This window comes from Streptomyces inusitatus (assembly GCF_014651115.1).
Taxonomy (GTDB): Bacteria; Actinomycetota; Actinomycetes; order Streptomycetales; family Streptomycetaceae; genus Streptomyces; species Streptomyces amakusaensis.
Genome location: NZ_BMWG01000003.1, coordinates 331305 through 349043 on the forward strand (window position 1 = coordinate 331305; position 17739 = coordinate 349043).

The 17739-nt window shown below is 71.7% G+C and carries 14 protein-coding genes; 5 read left to right on the forward strand and 9 right to left on the reverse strand.

Annotated elements, in window-relative coordinates; genetic code table 11:
* Window positions 1-120 precede the first annotated feature (120 nt).
* From IE247_RS08955 to IE247_RS08965, 3 genes are all read left to right on the forward strand, one after another.
* The gene (locus IE247_RS08955) at window positions 121-1476 is read left to right on the forward strand and encodes an FG-GAP and VCBS repeat-containing protein (protein WP_190122417.1); all 1356 of its coding nucleotides are present in this window, start codon (window positions 121-123) and stop codon (window positions 1474-1476) included.
* A 105-nt stretch (window positions 1477-1581) separates the two neighbouring features.
* On the forward strand, window positions 1582-2979 hold the full coding sequence (locus IE247_RS08960) for an FG-GAP and VCBS repeat-containing protein (protein WP_190122418.1): 1398 nt from the start codon (window positions 1582-1584) through the stop codon (window positions 2977-2979).
* A 185-nt stretch (window positions 2980-3164) separates the two neighbouring features.
* On the forward strand, window positions 3165-4532 hold the full coding sequence (locus IE247_RS08965) for an FG-GAP repeat domain-containing protein (RefSeq protein ID WP_190122419.1): 1368 nt from the start codon (window positions 3165-3167) through the stop codon (window positions 4530-4532).
* A gap of 22 nt (window positions 4533-4554) precedes the next feature.
* Here the strand turns inward: IE247_RS08965 and IE247_RS08970 are convergent, their stop codons facing one another.
* The gene (locus tag IE247_RS08970; RefSeq protein ID WP_190122420.1) at window positions 4555-5349 is read right to left on the reverse strand and encodes an alpha/beta fold hydrolase; all 795 of its coding nucleotides are present in this window, start codon (window positions 5347-5349) and stop codon (window positions 4555-4557) included.
* 155 nt (window positions 5350-5504) lie between these two features.
* On the opposite strand from IE247_RS08970, the gene IE247_RS08975 reads away from it, so the two are divergent.
* A complete protein-coding gene (locus tag IE247_RS08975) occupies window positions 5505-6494 on the forward strand; it encodes an ArsR/SmtB family transcription factor (RefSeq protein WP_190122421.1) in 990 nt (329 codons plus the stop codon).
* Between the two features lie 11 nt (window positions 6495-6505).
* Here the strand turns inward: IE247_RS08975 and IE247_RS08980 are convergent, their stop codons facing one another.
* Window positions 6506-7333, reverse strand: a complete 828-nt coding sequence (locus tag IE247_RS08980; protein WP_190122422.1) for a TIGR03619 family F420-dependent LLM class oxidoreductase — start codon at window positions 7331-7333, stop codon at window positions 6506-6508.
* A gap of 144 nt (window positions 7334-7477) precedes the next feature.
* On the opposite strand from IE247_RS08980, the gene IE247_RS08985 reads away from it, so the two are divergent.
* The gene (locus IE247_RS08985) at window positions 7478-9001 is read left to right on the forward strand and encodes a CehA/McbA family metallohydrolase (protein ID WP_373305527.1); all 1524 of its coding nucleotides are present in this window, start codon (window positions 7478-7480) and stop codon (window positions 8999-9001) included.
* On the opposite strand, the gene IE247_RS08990 is transcribed toward IE247_RS08985, so the two are convergent.
* The 7 genes from IE247_RS08990 to IE247_RS09020 form a co-directional block, all read right to left on the reverse strand.
* Window positions 8976-9323, reverse strand: a complete 348-nt coding sequence (locus IE247_RS08990) for an imine reductase family protein (RefSeq protein WP_308433211.1) — start codon at window positions 9321-9323, stop codon at window positions 8976-8978. The two genes, IE247_RS08985 and IE247_RS08990, sit on opposite strands and share 26 nt — an antisense overlap.
* Before the next feature lie 159 nt (window positions 9324-9482).
* Entirely contained in the window at window positions 9483-11045 is a 1563-nt protein-coding gene (locus IE247_RS08995; protein ID WP_190122424.1) for an APC family permease, read from the reverse strand.
* Between the two features lie 336 nt (window positions 11046-11381).
* Window positions 11382-12842, reverse strand: coding sequence for an aldehyde dehydrogenase family protein (locus IE247_RS09000; RefSeq protein WP_190122552.1), 1461 nt, complete (start codon window positions 12840-12842; stop codon window positions 11382-11384).
* 2 nt (window positions 12843-12844) lie between these two features.
* Window positions 12845-14587: an N-acyl-D-amino-acid deacylase family protein gene (locus tag IE247_RS09005; RefSeq protein WP_190122425.1), complete on the reverse strand. Its 1743-nt coding sequence runs from the start codon at window positions 14585-14587 to the stop codon at window positions 12845-12847.
* Window positions 14588-14652: 65 nt separating this feature from the next.
* The gene (locus tag IE247_RS09010) at window positions 14653-15768 is read right to left on the reverse strand and encodes an LLM class flavin-dependent oxidoreductase (protein WP_190122426.1); all 1116 of its coding nucleotides are present in this window, start codon (window positions 15766-15768) and stop codon (window positions 14653-14655) included.
* 133 nt (window positions 15769-15901) lie between these two features.
* Complete coding sequence (locus IE247_RS09015) at window positions 15902-16684, reverse strand: SDR family NAD(P)-dependent oxidoreductase (protein WP_190122427.1); 783 nt, start codon at window positions 16682-16684, stop codon at window positions 15902-15904.
* Window positions 16685-16726: 42 nt separating this feature from the next.
* A complete protein-coding gene (locus IE247_RS09020) occupies window positions 16727-17689 on the reverse strand; it encodes an LLM class F420-dependent oxidoreductase (RefSeq protein ID WP_190122428.1) in 963 nt (320 codons plus the stop codon).
* Window positions 17690-17739: the final 50 nt, after the last annotated feature.

Genomic DNA, 17739 nt, shown 5'->3' on the forward strand with positions numbered 1-17739 from the left:
CGGCCGGACGGTTCGCGGCCCCATCACTCGAATCACGCGAATCGACTCGCGTGATGGGCACAACCGTTGATCAGATTCGCGGGTCTTCTCCTTAGCTTCCGTCCTCATCAGGAGATCCGCATGATCATGCGCAAGAACCTCGGCCTCGTCGTCGCGACGGCCACCGCCGCCGCCCTGACCGGCGGGCTGCTCGGCCTCTCGGCGGGGACAGCCGCCGCCGCGCCCGCGAAGCACGTGGACGACTTCAACGGGGACGGGTACAGGGACTATGTGACCGCGGAGAGGTACGCCTCGGTCACGGTGACGTACGGGACCGCTACCGGGCTCGGCAAGAAGAACACCTTCGACCAGAGCAGCCCCGGCATACCCGGCGCGCTGACCGGCGAGGACGCCTTCGGGGATGTGACGGCGACCGCCGACTTCAACAGCGACGGATACGCGGACCTCGCCGTGAGCGACCCGGTCGAGAAGGTCGGGAAGCACAAGGAGCGGGGGCTGGTCGTGATCGTGTGGGGGTCGAAGGCCGGGCTCGGCTCCAAGGCCACCACCCTCGCCGTCAAGTCGTCCTCCGGGAACCAGGCGTTCGGCCGGTCGCTCGCGGCCGGGGACTTCGACGGGAACGGCAAGCCCGACCTGGCCGTGGCCGACGGCAGGTCCGTCCACATCTACCGGGGCGGGTTCTCCTCCAAGAACGGCGGCACCGGCAAGGTCACCCACCACAAGCCGAACAGCGAGGCGCTGATCGAGACCAGTGAGCTGATCGCCGGGAAGGTCACCAAGGACAAGGCCACCGATCTGTACGTCCTCGGCTCGGGGTACGTGAACAGCGAGGTCGCGAGTACGTGGTTCCTGCGCGGCGGGTCGACGATCAAGGCCGGCAAGCCCAAGACGTACAACACCGCGAACCCCAACTACCTCGCCACCGGGGTCGTCGCCGACTTCGACAAGGACGGCTACGGCGACCTGGCCATCGGCGAGGGCTCGTACAAGGACTACGCCGGGGCCGTGCTCGTGGTGCGCGGCTCGGCGAGCGGGCCCGGCTCCTCGTCCCGGCTCACCCAGGACACCGCCGGGGTCGCCACCAAGATGACCAAGGACGACGCCTTCGGCTACACGGTCTCGGCGGGCGACACCAACCGCGACGGCTACCCGGATCTGGCCGTCGGCACCATGGAGACGATCGGCTCCGCCGAGGGGGCGGGCGGCGCGCACATCCTGCGCGGCGGCAAGAAGGGCCTCACCGGCACCGGATCGCAGTGGTTCACCCGCGCGACCCCGGGCGTTCCCGGCGACCCGCGCGCCATCGAGACGTTCGGGGCCGAGGTCCGGCTCCGCGACCTCGACCGGGACGGAGACGCCGATCTGCTGCTGTCCACCGGCTACCACGAGAAGAGCCTGCTGCTGAAGGGCGGCGCGACCGGCATCGTCACCAAGGCGTTCACCGAGCCGAATATGCGCCCGAACTTCCCGCAGTAAGCACTCTCGTACAACCGTTGATCATCTTCATGAGTCTCTTCTGTATTTGGACCAGTGCGTCCCGGCTACCAGCCGGGACGCACCCAGCAGAAGATCGGCACCCTCATGCGCACACACCTCCGTCTCGGCCTCGCGACGGCCACCGCCGCCGCCCTGACCGGCGGGCTGCTCGGCCTCTCGACGGGGACAGCCGCCGCCGCGCCCGCCAAGCCCGCGCAGACCAAGCCCGCCAAGCCCGCCAAGTACGCGGACGACTTCAACGGCGACGGATACCGCGACTACGCCACCACCGAGAGCGACGACGCGGTCAGGGTCACCTACGGGACCAAGAGCGGCATCGGGACCAAGACGAAGGTGTTCCACCAGAACAGCCCCGGCATCCCCGGCACACGGGATCGCGAGGAGGACATGTTCGGTGAGGCGATGGCGACGGCGGACTTCAACGGGGACGGGTACGCCGACCTCGCGGTGAGCGACCCGACCGAGACGGTGGGCAGCCGGGGCCTGGCGGGACTGGTGACGATCGTGTGGGGGTCGAAGTCCGGTCTCGGCTCCAAGGCCACCGCCCTCCCCCTCGCGAAGCCCTACGCCGACCAGTGGTTCGGCAGCCACCTCGCCACTGGGGACTTCAACGGCGACGGCAGGCCCGACCTCGCCGTCACCGACGCCACATCCGTCCACATCTACCGGGGCGGGTTCTCCTCGAAGAACGGCGGCACCGGCAAGGTCACCCACCACAAGCCGAGCGGCAATGTGCTGAACGAGCCCAGCGGGCTGGTCGCCGGGAAGGTCACCAAGGACAGGGCCACCGATCTGTACGTCCTGGGTGTGGGCGAGCTGAACGCGGACCGCAGCACCTCGGGGAGCTGGTTCCTGCGCGGCGGCTCCACGATCAAGGCCGGCAAGCCCAAGACGTACAACTCCTCCGCGCCGGACTTCGCGCCCGCCGGGGTCATCGCGGACTTCGACAAGGACGGCTACGGCGACCTGGCCGTCGGCGACACCGGGTACAAGGATGAAGCCGGGTCCGTGATCGTGATGCGCGGTACGGCGAACGGCCCCGGCAGCTCCTACCGGCTCACCCAGGACACCCCCGGGATCGCCACCAGGATGAGCATGCGGGACGGCTTCGGGGTTTCGCTCTCGGCCGGCGACACCAACCGGGACGGCTACCCCGACCTCGCGGCCGGCACCATGGAGACCATCGGCTCCGCCGAGTGGGCGGGCGGCGTCCACGTCCTGCGCGGCTCCAAGAAGGGCCTCACCGGCACCGGATCCCAGTGGATCACCCGCGACACCAAGGGCATCCCCGGTAAGCCCTCCGAGGTCGACATGTTCGCCTTCGACATACGACTCCGCGACGACGACCGGGACGGCGACGCCGACCTGTTCGTCTCCACCGGCTACCACGAGAAGACGAGCCTGCTGCTGAAGGCCGGCCCGACCGGCATCACCACAGGATCGCCGCGTGAGCTGAGGATTCGCACGGACTTCCCGCAGTAACGATTCTCCGCCGTGGCCCGCGCACTCCCGGCGGGCCACGGCGGGCCACGGCGGGCCACAACAGCGCGTTCGATATCGCGCGTATCACCCGGATATTTCGTACAACCGTTGATCAGATTCCGGGGTCTCCCTTGTATTCACACCGGCGCGGCCGTGGAAGCGTCCGCACTCAGCAGGGGAACGGCATGCTCACGCGCACACACCTCCGTCTCGGCCTCGCGACGGCCACCGCCGCCGCGCTCACCGGCGGGCTGCTCGGCCTCTCGACGGGGGCGGCCACCGCCGCGCCCGCCAAGCCCGCGCAGTACGCGGACGACTTCAACGGCGACGGATACCGCGACTTCGCCTTCGTGGAGTCGTCGGACACGGTGACGGTCACCTACGGGACCGCCACCGGCCCGGGCGGCAGGACCATGTCGTTCACCCAGGACAGCCCCGGCATCCCCGGCGACCGGGCGTCCGGCGAATTCACCCGTGCCATGGCCACCGCCGACTTCAACAGCGACGGATACGCGGACCTCGCCGTCAGCGACGCGCACGAGAAGGTCGGGAAGCACAGGGCCCGGGGCCTCGTCGTGATCGTCTGGGGCTCGAAGTCGGGGCTCGGCTCCAAGGCCACCACCCTCGCGGTCAAGTCGCCCTACGCCGACCAGAACTTCGGCATGTCTCTCGCCGCCGGGGACTTCGACGGCAACGGCAAGCCCGACCTGGCCGTCATGGACGACGACTCCGTCCACATCTACCGGGGCGGCTTCTCCTCCAAGGACGGCGGCACCCGCGAGGTCACCCGGCACAAGCCGGGCAGCGACACCCGGCTCATCCCCATGGAGCTGGTCGCCGGGCAGGTCACCAAGGACAAGGCCACCGATCTGTACCTCCTCGGCCAGGGCTCCAAGGAGGACAGGGACCAGGCGTGGGCCTGGTTCCTGCGCGGCGGCTCCACCATGAAGTCCGGCAAGCGCACGACGTACAACTCCGCCATCCAGGGCTACTCGGGCCTCAGGAGCGTCATCGCGGACTTCGACAAGGACGGCTACGGCGACCTCGCCCTCGGCGACTACCAGCACAAGGACTTCGCCGGGTCCGTGTTCGTTCTGCGCGGCGCGGCGAACGGCCCCGGCGGCTCCTACCGGCTCACCCAGGACACCCCCGGGATCGCCACCGGCACACGCACCATGGACGTCTTCGGGGTCTCGCTCTCCGCCGGGGACACCAAACGCGACGGCTACCCCGACCTCGCGGTCGGCACCGCCGAGACGATCGGCTCCATCGAGGCGGCGGGCGGCGTCCACGTCCTGCACGGCTCCAAGAAGGGCCTCACCGGCGCCGGATCCCAGTGGATCACCCGCGCCACCCCGGGCATCCCCGGCGACCCGGAGCGCGCCGACCGCTTCGGCAACGACATCCGGCTCCGCGACTTCGACCGGGACGGCATCGCCGACCTGCTGATCTCCAGCAGCGACTACAAGAGCCTCCTGATCACCGGCGGCTCGACCGTCCTCGCCACGGGCCGGTACACCGAACCGTTCCTGCGCGCGAACTTCCCGCAGTAAGCGACTCCCCCGCCGTGGCCCGCTACAGCTCCGCCAGGAACTCCGCGAGCAGCGGGCCGATCGCCGCGCCCAGGTCCTCCGCCGTGCGCAGTTCGGCCGAGATCGCGACCGGGGCGAGCCTGCCGTACGGAAGGGTCCTCGCCACCTCCTCGGCCAGTGCCGTGGGGTGGCGGGCGTCCGTGCCGGGGACGATCAGGGCGGGGGCGGTGATCGCGCGCAGCTCGGCGACCTCGCGGAAGGCGCGGTCCTCGCCGAGGGCGCAGAAGGCGGCGACGCTCGCCGGGTCGGAGCGGGGGACGGCCTCGCGGACCAGTTCGCCGATGAGCGGGGCGAGGGCGGGCAGGACCGGGGCCCAGGCGGCGGCCAGGCCCTCCGTGCGGACGCGGGCGGCGAAGCGCTCGAAGAAGAGGCGTTCGGCCTCCTTCGCCTCGTCGTCCTCGATGTCCTCGACGCTGATCACGGCGATCGCGCGGACGCGCCCGGGGTGTTCCAGCGCTGTGCGGAGCGCGATCGTGCCGCCGAGTCCGGTGCCGGCGAGGACCGCCCGCTCATGGCCGAGGGCGTCGAGGAGCGCGGTGACGTCGTCGGCGTACCGGGACCAGGTGTGGCGGGCCGGGTCGGCGCAGACGGAGCGGCCCCAGCCCCGGATGTCGGGCAGGATCGCGGTGTGGCCGGGCGGGAGCCGGGCGGCCAGCGGCAGCAGGCTCCGGTGGTCGGGGCCGCCGCCGTGGAGCAGGATCACGGGGGACGGTCCGGTGCCCGTCACCTCCGCGTGGAGAGGGCATCCGTCACTGCCCCGATAGGTCAACTCACTCACGGGCACTCCTCGTTCGGGTTATTCCCCCAGTGTCCGCGACGCGGCCTCGCGCCTGCCGTCGTACCGGCCGGGGCGGGGCCGCCGGAACCCCGACTTGACTTGGTGCACCCCTACTAGGGGTCCATTTCCCGTACCAATCATTTAGTGTGGACTGAATGGTGCGAGTGGGGCGTGCTCAAGGCGGCGCTGTCGAGATCGAATTCACGGCCGAGGACATGGCGCGTACGCGATTCGCCGTCTCCCCCCTGTGGGAGGTGGTCGCGAGTGTACGGGTCCTCATGGAGACCGACGATCAGGGAATGCACCGTCAATGGTGCGAACAGGTAAGGCCCTTGCTCGCGGCGGCGAAGCTCGACCTCACCCCGCTGGCCCGGCTGATCACCACCCCGGTGGAGAGCATCCCGTCCTTCCTGGTGCCCCCGCCGACCACCCCGCAGCCCTCCCTCGAAGTGGAGCTGGCGACGCTGCGCGCCACCCCGCCGGAGCTGTTGCGCACCTCGTGCCCGGGGGCGCAGGAGTACGCCGCCGAGCTGCGGTCCGACCCGGTGCGGGAGCTGGGGCGGCTGACGGAGCTGATCGCCGCGTACTGGGAGATCGCGATCGCGCCGTACTGGCCCCGGATGCTCGCCCTCTTCGAGGGGGACATCCTGCACCGCGCCATCCACTTCGCCGAGGGCGGGGCGCGCCGCCTCTTCGACGACTTCGGCCCCCAGCTCCGCTGGGACTCCGGCACCCTCCAGCGGGTGCGCCGCGCCAGCCGCGCGACCCAGCGGCTCGGCGGACGGGGGCTGCTGCTGGTGCCGTCCGCCTTCGCCTGGCCGCAGATCTTCTCCAACCTCGGCCGCGAGGACTGGCAGCCGACCCTGCGCTATCCCCCGCGCGGCATCGGCGCGCTCTGGAAGCTGAGCCCCCAGCCCTGCTCCGACGCCCTGGCCGGAGTCCTCGGCCGCACCCGCGCCCGCCTCCTCGCGGAGCTGACCGCCCCCGCCTCGACGACCGACCTCGCCCGGCGGATCAGCCTCTCGGCCGGGGGCGTCTCCCAGCATCTGACCGCCCTGCGCGCGGCCGGCCTGGTGAGCGCGCACCGCACCGGGCGGGTGGTGCTCTACGCCCGGACGAGCGTGGGGGAGGCGCTGGTGCGATGAGGCCCGGAGGTCTACAGATACTGGGCGTACTCGTCCAGGGCCCGCAGGATCTCCGGCTCGGGCGCGGACGGGAGCCGAAGGACGATCTCCTCGATGCCGAAGTCCGTGTAGTGGGCGAGCTTGTCGGCGTCGGGGGTGGGGCCGAACGGGACGATCCGGAGGGTTTTCGGGTCGCGGCCCGCCGCCTCCCAGGCCGTGCGCAGCGGGGGAAGGGTCTCGGTGAGGTCGGTGTCGCCGAGGGGGAACCAGCCGTCGGCGTGGGCGGCGATCGCGGCGAAGAGCTTGGGGCCCGCGCCGCCGCCGAGGAGGACGGGCGGGGCGCCGCCGGAGGGCTTGGGGTGGGCCCGGGAGGCCCGGACGGAGCCGTACTCCCCCTCGTACGCGGTGGGTTCGGGGGCCCACAGGGCGCGCATCAGTGTCAGGTGGTCGTGGACGCGGGCGCGGCGGGTGGCCCACTCGACGCCGTGGTCGGCGGCCTCCTCGCGGTTCCAGCCGTACCCCACGCCGAAGGTGAAGCGGCTGCCTGAGAGATGGTCCAGGGTCGCGACCTGCTTGGCGAGGACGATCGGGTCGTGCTGGGCGACGAGGGTGACGCCGGTGCCGAGGGTGATGCGGGTGGTGACGGCGGCGGCCTGGGCGAGGGCGGCGAAGGGGTCGAGGGTGCGGCCGTACTCCTCGGGGATGTCGCCGCCGAGCGGGAACGGGGAATTCTGCCCCACCGGGATATGGGTGTGCTCCGGGATGTAGAGCCCGGCGAAGCCCCGCTCCTCCAGCGCACGGGCGAGGCGTACCGGTGTGATGGTCCGGTCGGTCAGGAAAATCGAGGTGGACAGGCGCACAGAGACCCTCTCGTCGACGGTGGGTGTCCTTCTTCCCCGGTTTACCCTCTCCGAGGCGGTTCGCTCCCGGTCTTGCGCGCCTGTTCATCGGTCGGTAACAGAGTCATCAGTGCACGCACCGCTTCCGCCGAGTGGAGACCCTTCATGTGCGATATGCGCGATACAAGCGATTCCATGGGAAGGCGCGGGCTGCTGATGACGGGCGCCGCCTCGGCCCTTACGTTGGGAAATGTGAGCTTCGCCCGTGCCGCGCCCCGCGAGGGCGAGGAGACCAGGGTCGTACGCGGGGTGCTGCCGCCCGGCGCGCCCGACTATGTCCATCTCCCGGTGGAGGTGCCCCCGGGGGTGCGCGAGCTGGCCGTCTCGTACACCTACGAACGGCCCGCCGTACCGGCCGGGACGGCGGGCAACGCGCTCGACATCGGCGTCTTCGACGAGCGCGGCACCGGCCTCGGCGGGGCGGGATTCCGGGGGTGGTCGGGCGGGGCGCGCTCCTCCTTCTTCCTCCGCGCCGACGAGGCCACGCCCGGCTATGTGGCGGGGCCGGTACGGGCGGGCACCTGGCACATCGTCCTCGGGCCGTACACGGTCGCGCCCGGCGGACTCCCGTACGAGGTGACGATCACCCTGCGGTACGGGGAGCCCGGCCGCACGCCCGAACGGGTCTATCCGCCCGAGCGGGCCAGAGGGCGGGGGCGGGCCTGGTACCGGGGCGACTGCCACCTCCACTCATGGCACTCGGACGGGCGGCGCACCCCGGCGGAGATCGCGGCGCTGGCGCGGGCCGCCGGGCTCGACTTCATCCAGGCCTCCGAGCACAACACCCACGCCGGGCAGCCCTTCTGGGCCGACCACGCGGGGGACGACCTCCTCATCCTCACCGGCGAGGAGGTCACCACCCGCAACGGGCACGTCCTCGCCCTGGGGACGGACCCCGGCACCTTCGTCGACTGGCGGTACCGGGCCCGGGAGAACCGCTTCGGGCGGTTCGCCCGGGAGATCCGGCGAGCCGGTGGCCTTGTGGTGCCCGCACACCCGCACGCCAACTGCGTCGGATGCGCCTGGAAGTTCGGAATGGGCGAGGCCGATGTGGTGGAGGTGTGGAACGGCTCCTACACCGCCGACGACGAGGTCTCCCTCCAGGCCTGGGACGCGGCCCTGGCCCGGGGCCGCTGGGTGCCCGCTATGGGCAACAGCGACGCCCACCGGGACCCCGATCCGGTCGGCAGCCCGCAGACGGTGGTGCTCGCCGACGATCTGACCCGTACAGCGGTACTGGAAGGGCTGCGGCGAGGGCACAGCTATGTCGTCCAGTCGTCGGCGGTGACTCTGTCACTGTCGGCGGCGGACAGGCGGGGCCGGCGGCGGGCGGGGATCGGCGAGCGACTGCGGGTGGGGGCGGAGGAGCCGGTGGTGGTGCGGTTCGGGGCGGCGGGGGTGGAAGCGGGGTGCTCGCTGCGGCTGGTGACGGATCAGGGGGTGCTGAGGACGGAGAAGGCGCCGGGGGACGGGTCGGGGAGCGGGTCGGGGGACGGGTCGGGGGACGGGTCGGACGGTGGCGAGATCGAGTGGGGGACGACGGCGGGGTACGCGGGGTATGTGCGGGGGGAGGTGAGGGGGGCCGCCGGGGGGCTGGTGGGGTTCACGAACCCGGTGTTCCTGGGGTGAGGGCGCCCCCCGGCCCAGCCCCCTTCAGCACCTCGGTCAGCGCCGCGATGCTGTGCTCGCCGTGCCCCGCGTCGACGGCGCGTCTCACCAGGTCGTTGAGGGGGGCGAGCCAGTCGGTCTCGACTCCGGTCTCCTTCCGGAACTCGTCGTCGTGGGCCGCGCCCGCGAGGAACAGGTTCACGGAGGACGCGGCGTCGGTGTAGTCGCCGCTGCAATACAGCAGAGTGTCCGGCTCCCCCACCGCCGAGGGCACATTCTTGACCGCCCCCGCGAGAAACCGCGCACCGTGCCCGGCGGCCCAGGCCTCCGTAGCCATGGCCATGCCTCGCTCCAGTACTCACGCGTCTACTCGCGCATCACGAATGGGCACGTCAGCGCCGGTCCTGTTGGTCTCGGCGGGACGCTCACTCACTCCATGCTGGGCGGTCGCATTCGTTCCCTCAAGTACCCACCTTTCAGTAAGTGGGGTGAGGGCGTTGCCCTACTCGGGGACGATCAGCGACGGGGTGTCGCGGGTGAGGGTCTCGCCCCGGAAGAAGGCGGGGCTGCGGCGGGACAGGACGGTCATGAGGACGAGGCCGAGGAGGAGCAGGCCGACGCCGATGACGAAGACGGAGCCGAGGCCGAGGACGGCGGAGCCGCTGCCGTAGGCGGGGTCGCGCATGTCGTAGAGGGTTTTGGCGAAGACGGCGGCGAGGAGGGTGCCGCCGGTGAGGGGGAAGAGGCCCTTGAAGAAGAGGTCGCGGGAGGAGCGGGTGAGGTCGCGGCGGAAGTACCAGGCGCAGGCGAAGGCGGTGAGGGAGTAGTAGAAGCAGATCATCAGGCCGAGGGCGTAGATGGTGTCGATCAGTACGTTCTCGCTGATGAGGGTCATCGCGGTGTAGAACGCGCCGGTGGCGACGCCGGCCACCACGGTGGCGCGGCCCGGGGTCTTGAAGCGGGTGTTGACCTTGGCGTAGGAGGGGGGCAGCGCCGCGTAGGCGGACATGGCGAGGACGGTGCGGGCGACGGGGATGAAGGTGGTCTGGAGGCTGGCGGCGGCGGAGGCGAGGACGGCGACGAAGAGCAGGATGCCGAGGGTGGGGCCCATCAGCGGGCCGGCGAGGGCGGCGAAGACGTTGTCGGAGGTGTCGGGGTTGGCGAGGCCGAGGCCGCTCTCGCCGGAGCCGACGGCCATCTGGGCGGCGATGCCGGTGGCGAGGTAGGCGCCGACCAGGACGACCATGGCGATGAGGGCGGCGCGGCCGGGGGTGCGGTCGCTGGCGGCCGTCTCCTCGTTGGCGGCGAGGGAGGCGTCCCAGCCCCAGTACATGAAGATCGACAGGGAGAGGCCCGCGGTGAAGGCCGCGAAGGACTCCACGGCGAACGGGTTCAGCCACTCCATGGAGAAGGAGATCGAGGTCTCGAAGGAGTCCGCCTTGCCGAACGCCATCGCGACGAAGAGGGCGAGTACGAGGAGTTGCAGGCCCACCAGGGCGTACTGGAGGCCCTTGGTCGCGGTCATGCCCCGATAGCTGATCGCCGTGGCGATCGCGATGAGCACCAGCACGGTGAGGATGTGCACGGCCTTGTTGTCGTCCAGCGCCGCGACGGACTCGCTGCCGGTGATCTCGCCCGCGAGCAGCCAGAAGAAGGAAGTGGCGACGCCCGCGAGATTGGAGAGCACGATGATCGAGGCGATCACCAGACCCCAGCCGCACATCCAGCCGACGCGCGGGCCGAACGCCTTCACCGTCCAGGTGAAGGAGGTGCCGCAGTCCGGCATGACCCGGTTCAGCTCGCGATAGGCGAAGGCCACCAGCAGCATCGGCAGAAAGCCGGCCAGGAAGACGGCCGGCATCTGGAGTCCGACCTCACCGGCCGTGGAGCCGAGGGTGGAGGTCAGACAGTAGACCGGGGCGACGGTGGAAATGCCGATGACCGCGCTGCCGGTCAGACCCACGGAGTTTCCGCCGAGACCCTTGGCCCGTACGCCGCCTCCGCGCACGCGCGGGGCCGCCCCGGCGCTGTCTCCGGCCGGCGGCCGCGCATCCAACTGAGTCATGAACAGGACGTTAAATGCTGCGGTTTCCACATATGGAGAGGAAGCACCTCCACGCCGAACCTTAGATTCATCGGCAGATGCCGCACAGAACCTGCACTCGAAAGACCCAATGGCAGTGTCGCGATCCCCTTACAAGGAGAAAGCCACATTTCCCCAGGTGCGATAACCGCAACAGTGTCCGCTATCAGGTGATTTTAATTTTCCCGCGTCCCGACCCTCCCCCACCTCGGCGGCCTCATCTCCGCGAGACCGCCCCGGCCGACGAGCCGCACAGGAGAGCGAGTGAGCCGCCCGGGCAGGGGCTCCGGACCGGCGCCCCCGGCCCCCGCCCCCGGCTCACCCCGGCCAGGTCAAGGACTGGAGTTCCGAGTAGGCGTGCAGGGCGAAGGAGCCGCAGTCGCGGCCGAGGCCGCTGTGCTTGAAGCCGCCGAAGGGGGCTTCGAGGTTGCGGGCGACGGTGTTGACGGCGACGCCGCCGGTGCGGAGGCGGGAGGCGAGGCGGAAGGCGCGGGGGACGTCGGCGGAGAAGATGTAGTCGATGAGGCCGTAGTCGGTGCCGTTGGCGAGGGCGACGGCCTCGTCCTCGGTGTCGAAGGGGAGGACGGCGACCACCGGGCCGAAGATCTCCTCGCGGACGATCCGCATCCCGCCGTCGCAGTCGGCGAAGAGGGCGGGCGCGACATGGAAACCCCGGGGTGAGTCGGGGCGGACCCCGCCCGTGACGAGGCGGGCGCCCTCCTCGCGGCCGAGGGCGATGAAGGATTCGACGCGGTCGCGGTGGGCGGCGGAGATCAGCGGGCCGACGACGGTGTCGGGGTCGGCGGGGTGGCCGACCTTCAGCCGGGAGGCGTGGGCGGCGAGCCGGGCGATCAGCTCCTCGTACACCCCGCGCTGGGCGAGGACCCGGGTGGGCGCGGTGCAGATCTGGCCGCTGGCGAAGGAGAAGGTCGTCCCGATGCCCAGGGTGGCCGCGCCGAGGTCGGCGTCGTCGAAGACGAGCGCCGCGCCCTTGCCGCCCAGCTCCATCAGCGGGCGCTTCAGGTCCCGGCCGCAGACCTCGGCGATGCGGCGGCCGACGGCCGTGGAGCCGGTGAAGCTGACCATGTCGACGTCCGGGGAGCCGACGACGGCCTCCCCCACGGCGGGAGAGGAACCGCTGACCACATTGACCACCCCGGGCGGAACGCCCGCCTCCGCCAGTGCCTCGGCCATCCGGTAGACGGAGAGCGGATCCTGCGGCGCGGGCTTCACGACGACCGTGTTGCCCATGGCGAGCGCCGGGGCCACCTTGCCCGCCGCGTTGGCCCAGGGGTTGTTGTACGAGGTGACGCAGGCGACCACCCCCACCGGCCGGCGCACGGCGAGCGACCCGACCACGCCCGCCCGGCCCAGCGGCCCCGCCGGGGTGAGCTGCGGCGGCAGCGGCTGCTCCACCGGCTCCAGCGCGCCCTTGGCGTACCGCCGGAAGCGGGCGGCGGCCACCCCGATGTGCAGGGCGCGGGCGGTGGCGGCGGTCGCGCCGCTCTCGGCGCGGGCGAGGTCCGCGTACGGGCCCGCGTTCGCCGCGATGACACCGGCGGCGGCGCGCAGGATCCGGGCGCGCTCCTCCGGCTCGGTCCGCGACCAGGCGTCGAAGGCGGTACGGGCGGCCCGGGCCGCCTCAAAGGCCTGGGCGCGGCTCGCCTCGGGCGCGAGGCCGACGCTCTCCTCGGTGGCCGGGTCGACCACCTCGTAATGGCCTCCGTCGGGCTCGACCCACTCACCGCCGATGAAGAGCCGCTGAGGCCGGCGTTCCATGGTCATCGGGTCGACACCGTTCTCGTGTCGCGGCCGGAGCGCAGCACCGTGCCGGGGAGCGCGCCGGTGGCCCGGTCCTCGCGGACGGTCTCCACTCCGTTGACGCGCACGGAGACGATCCCGACGGCCTTCGCGTCCAGCCGGGGGCCGCCGCCGGGGAGGTCTCGTACGAGGGTGGCGGGGCCCGCGTCGATCCGGGCGGGGTCGAGGAGGACGAGGTCGGCGTGGCAGCCGGGCTCGATCCGGCCCCGGTCGCGCAGCCCGAAGAGCCGGGCGGGGTCGTCGGTGAGCATCCTGACCGCCGTCTCCAGCGGGACGAGTCCACGGCCGCGCAGACAGTCGCCGAGGAAGCGGGTGGTGTACGGGGCTCCGCACATCCGGTCGAGATGGGCCCCGGCGTCGGAGCCGCCGAGGAGTACGTCGGGGTGCTCCCAGGTGCGGCGGCGCAGCTCCCAGGAGGCGGGGTCGTTGTCGGTGGGCATGGGCCACAGGACCGTGCGCAGTCCGTCGTTGGCGCAGATCTCGGTCAGGCAGTGGAAGGGGTCCTGGCCGCGCTCGGCGGCGATGTCCCGCACGACGCGCCCGGTGAGGCCCGCGTTCTCCTTCGTATAGGTGTCGCCGACGACGTAGCGGCCGAAGTCGGCGAGCCTGCGGAAGACTCCGGCCTCCTTGGAGCGGGCCCGGCGCAGCAGTTCGGCGCGGACGGCGGGGTCGCGGAGCCGGGCGATCCGCTCGGGGACGGGAAGGGCGAGGGTCTCGCCCCAGCCGGGGATGAGGTTGAGGGCGCAGAAGGTGCCGAGGGACATGTTCATCGGGGTGAGGATCGGCATGGTGAGGGCGACGATCCGGCCGCCCGCCGCGCGGGCGCGCTCGCCGGCGAGCAGCTGGCGGGGGACGCGTTCGGGGACGGCGGCGTCGATGGTGAGGACGTTCCAGTTGAGCGGCCGTCCGGCGGCGGAGGTCATCGCCACGAGAAGGTCGATCTCGTCGTCGGCGAACTGGTCGAGGCAGCCCGCGACGATCGCCTCCAGCTGGGTTCCCTCGTGTTCGCCGACCGCCTCGGAGAGGGCGATCAGTTCGTCCGGGGCGGCGTGCCGGGAGGCGACGGGCGCGCCGTCGCCGTCGGAGTGGGTGGCGGACTGGGTGGTGGAGAGGCCCCAGGCTCCGGCGTCCATCGCGTCGTGGAGGAGGCCGAGCATCCGGCGGAGCTGTTCGGGGGTGGGCCGGCCGCCGATGGCGTCGGGGCCCATGGCGTGGCGGCGGAGCGCGCAGTGGCCGACCATGAAGCCCGCGTTGACGGCGGTGCGGCCCTCCAGGGCGTCGAGGTACTCGCCGAAGGTGTGCCAGTTCCAGGGCGCGCCCCGCTCCAGGGCGGTCAGGGACATGCCTTCGACCCGGGACATCATCCGGCGGGTGTAGTCGGCGTCCTCGGGGCGTTCGGGGTGGAGCGGGGCGAGGGTGAAGCCGCAGTTGCCGCCCACGACGGTGGTGACGCCGTGGTTCATGGAGGGGGTGGCGCGGGGGTCCCAGAAGAGCTGGGCGTCGTAGTGGGTGTGCGGGTCGACGAATCCGGGGGTGAGGACGAGTCCGGCGGCGTCCTCGGTGGTGGCGGCGGGCCGGTGGTGGAGGGCTCCCGGTTCGGTGACGGCGGCTATCCGGCCGTCGCGGATGCCGACGTCGGCGACGCGGGCGGGGGCTCCCGTGCCGTCCACGACGGTCGCGGAGCGAATGAGGTGGTCGAGCATGGGGGTCCTTTCCCCTGGGATCAGCCCTGTGCCCCGGCTTCGGGCCCCGGCTTCAGGCCCCGGCTTCAGGCCTGGCGGAAGCGGGTGGTCCGGTGGATCGGGTCGGTGTCGATCTGGGGGATCACGTGCTCGCCGATGAGCCTGATCGTGTTCAGGGTGTCCTCGTAAGGGATCCCGGCCGGCAGTCCGAACGACAGCTGGTCCGCCCCCGCCTGCTCCCACCTCTTGCACTGCTGGAGCACTTCGTCCGGGTCGCCGCAGATCAGCAGCTCCTCGGCGATCAGCAGCTCGACGATCTCCGCCGTGTACCCGGGCACCAGCTCGGGCCACTCGGGGATGCCGTCGGGCCGGGGGAAGGTGTCGTGGTAGCGGAAGAGCAGCGACTGGAGGTGGTTCAGCTCCCCGGCGGCGGCGATCGCGACGGCCCGCTCGTGGGTCTCGGCGCAGACGGCGGTGGTGGTGACCATGACGTTGTCGTTGACGAAGCCGCCGACCGGCCGGGCCCGCCCGATCGCCGACTTGTACGAGTCGAGGACCCACTCCATGTCGGAGACGCGCTGGACGCTGAAGCCGAGGACGCCGAGGCCCTTGCTCCCGGCCATCGCGTACGAGGAGGGGGACCCGGCGGCGTACCACATGGCCGGGTGGGACTTCCCGTACGGCTTGGGGAGGATCTTGCGCGGGGGCAGGGACCAGTGCTTGCCCCGGAAGCCGGGGTACTCGTCCTGGAGCCACATCTTGGGGAACTCCGCGATGGTCTCCTCCCAGATCTCCTTGGTGCGGTTCATGTCGGTGACGCCCGGCAGGAACCCGAGGATCTCGTGGCTGCCCGCTCCCCGGCCGGAGCCGAATTCGAAGCGGCCCTCGGAGAGGTGGTCGAGCATGGCGACCTTCTCGGCGACCTTGACCGGGTGGTTCACCGGGGCGAGCGGGTTGAAGATGCCCGAGCCCAGATGGATGCGGTCGGTGGCGTGGGCGAGGTAGCCGAGGAAGACGTCGTTGGCGGAGAGGTGCGAGTACTGCTCCAGGAAGTGGTGCTCGGAGGCCCAGGCGTACTTGAACCCGGAGCGGTCGGCCAGGATGACGTACTCGGCCTCCTCCATCAGCACCCGGTGCTCGGCGAGCGGGTCGGTCTCGGCGCGCCTGCCGACGTATCCCTGCACGAAGATCCCGAATTCCAAGGGGGTTCACCGTCCCTATTTTTCTGACGCATCGTCAGATCGTGATGCGGCCGACTGTTCCACCGGGGGGGTTGGACCGTCAAGAGCTGACGCACCGTCATATATAGAGGGTGCGGGCGGCGGGTCCCGGCGGTCAGAGCACGCTGATGCCCGCCAGCCAGCCGCCGTCGATGACGAACGGCTGCCCGGTGATGTACGAGGAGTCCTCGCAGCTCAGGAAGAGCGCGAGCTTCGCGACCTCCTCGGGGCGGCCGATCCTGCCGAGCGGGACGACCTTCTCGTACATCCGGTCCATCCCCTCGCGCACCGCCCGGGGGTCGACGCCCGGGCGGAGGGACTCGGGGGCGGCCATCGGAGTGTCCACCGCACCCGGGCAGATCGCGTTGACGCGGATGCCCTGGGAGGCCAGCTCCAGGGCGGCGACCTTGGTGAGGCCGAGGACAGCGTGCTTGGAAGCGGCGTACGCGCCGAGCAGGGCCACGCCGGTCAGTGCCGCGTACGAGGCGGTGTTGACGATCGTGCCGCCGCCGGACGCCGCCAGTTCGGGCGCGAGGGTGCGGATGCCGAGGAAGACGCCGGTCTGGTTGACCTCGGTGATCCGCCGGTACTCCGCGAGCGCGGTGGCGGTCAGGGCGTTGAAGCGCAGGATGCCCGCGTTGTTGACCAGCCCGTCGACCTTGCCGAAGCGCTCCTTGGCGGCGGTGAGGGCGGCGGCCCAGTCGTCCTCCCGGGCGACATCGAGACGGACGTAGAGGGCGTCGGGGCCCAGATCGGCGGCGACGGCCTCGCCGGGCCCGTCCAGGACGTCGGCGAGGACGACCTTCGCGCCCTCGGCCGCGAAGAGACGGGCCTCCTGCTCGCCCTGGCCCCGGGCGGCGCCGGTGATCAGGACGACCCTGCCGTCGAGCTTTCCCATGGATGTCTCCTTCGACTGGCTTCGGTCAACGGGGTACGGGGGTCAGCGGGCGGGGTTCAGATGCGGGGCGACCCCGGCGGCGAAGGCAGCCATCTGGTCGGTGAGTTCGGTCCGGCTCCGGCTGCGGAACCGGACCTGGATCTGGTGCACGCCCATGGCGGCGTACTCCCGCAGCGACTCGGCGATCTCCTCGGGGCCGCCCGAGAGGGTCCGCCGGTCGGCATACCGGCGGGGCTCGCCGATGTGGATGGGCTCCGCGACGGCCCCGATCACCAGCGGCTCGGCGATTCCGGCGGCCTCGCGCAGCGCGGTCAGCCGGCCGATCAGAGCGGGGAGACGCCCGCGCGGGTCCCCCTGGGGCAGCCAGCCGTCACCCCGGACGGCGGCCCGGCGCAGGGCGGCGGGCGAGGAGCCCCCGACCCACAGGGGGACGCGCGGCTGGGCCGGCCTGGGACGCTGTCCGAGATCGGCGAAGGAGAACCGCTCCCCGGTGAACTCGGGGTACTCCTCGGGCCCGAGCGCCGCCCGCAGCGCGTCGACGCTCTCGTCGAGCAGAGCACCGCGCCGGGCGAAGTCAGCCCCGACGGCGGCGAACTCCTCGGGGACATGCCCCGCGCCGACCCCGAGGATCAGCCGCCCGCCGGAGAGATGGTCGAGGGTCGCGTACTGCTTGGCGGTCAGCAGGGGGTGGCGCAGCCCGACGACGGCGACATGGCTGAGCAGCCGCACCCGCCGGGTGATCGCCGCGAGGTAGGCGAGGGTGGCGACGGGGTCGTACCAGACCGTCGACATGGTCGCGGCGAGCCTTCGCGGGATCGCGACATGGTCGCAGACCCCGACATAGGCGAAGCCACCCCGATCGGCGGCCCTGGCGACCTCGGCCAGATCCTCGGCCCCGGCCCCGGCCTCCCAGTCCTCCGCGAAGAGGGCGGACTGCGACTGAACGGGCAGCTGCATCCCGTACGACAGCCGCCCCTCGGGCAGGATTCGCGCGGATGGTGGCATACGAGCGGCCTCCTCGCCTCGATCCGGCCGAACGCCGGAGGTACTGCCGT

Excerpts from the sequence above, each read along its gene's own strand:
- IE247_RS08955 (WP_190122417.1), top strand. The coding sequence starts at position 121 with ATGATCATGCGCAAGAACCTCGGCCTCGTCGTCGCGACGGCCACCGCC.
- IE247_RS08975 (WP_190122421.1), top strand. The coding sequence starts at position 5,505 with ATGGTGCGAGTGGGGCGTGCTCAAGGCGGCGCTGTCGAGATCGAATTC.
- IE247_RS08965 (WP_190122419.1), top strand. The coding sequence starts at position 3,165 with ATGCTCACGCGCACACACCTCCGTCTCGGCCTCGCGACGGCCACCGCC.
- IE247_RS08985 (WP_373305527.1), top strand. The coding sequence starts at position 7,478 with ATGTGCGATATGCGCGATACAAGCGATTCCATGGGAAGGCGCGGGCTG.
- IE247_RS09020 (WP_190122428.1), bottom strand. The coding sequence starts at position 17,689 with ATGCCACCATCCGCGCGAATCCTGCCCGAGGGGCGGCTGTCGTACGGG.
- IE247_RS08995 (WP_190122424.1), bottom strand. The coding sequence starts at position 11,045 with ATGACTCAGTTGGATGCGCGGCCGCCGGCCGGAGACAGCGCCGGGGCG.
- IE247_RS09015 (WP_190122427.1), bottom strand. The coding sequence starts at position 16,684 with ATGGGAAAGCTCGACGGCAGGGTCGTCCTGATCACCGGCGCCGCCCGG.
- IE247_RS08990 (WP_308433211.1), bottom strand. The coding sequence starts at position 9,323 with ATGGCCATGGCTACGGAGGCCTGGGCCGCCGGGCACGGTGCGCGGTTT.
- IE247_RS09000 (WP_190122552.1), bottom strand. The coding sequence starts at position 12,842 with ATGGAACGCCGGCCTCAGCGGCTCTTCATCGGCGGTGAGTGGGTCGAG.
- IE247_RS09005 (WP_190122425.1), bottom strand. The coding sequence starts at position 14,587 with ATGCTCGACCACCTCATTCGCTCCGCGACCGTCGTGGACGGCACGGGA.
- IE247_RS08960 (WP_190122418.1), top strand. The coding sequence starts at position 1,582 with ATGCGCACACACCTCCGTCTCGGCCTCGCGACGGCCACCGCCGCCGCC.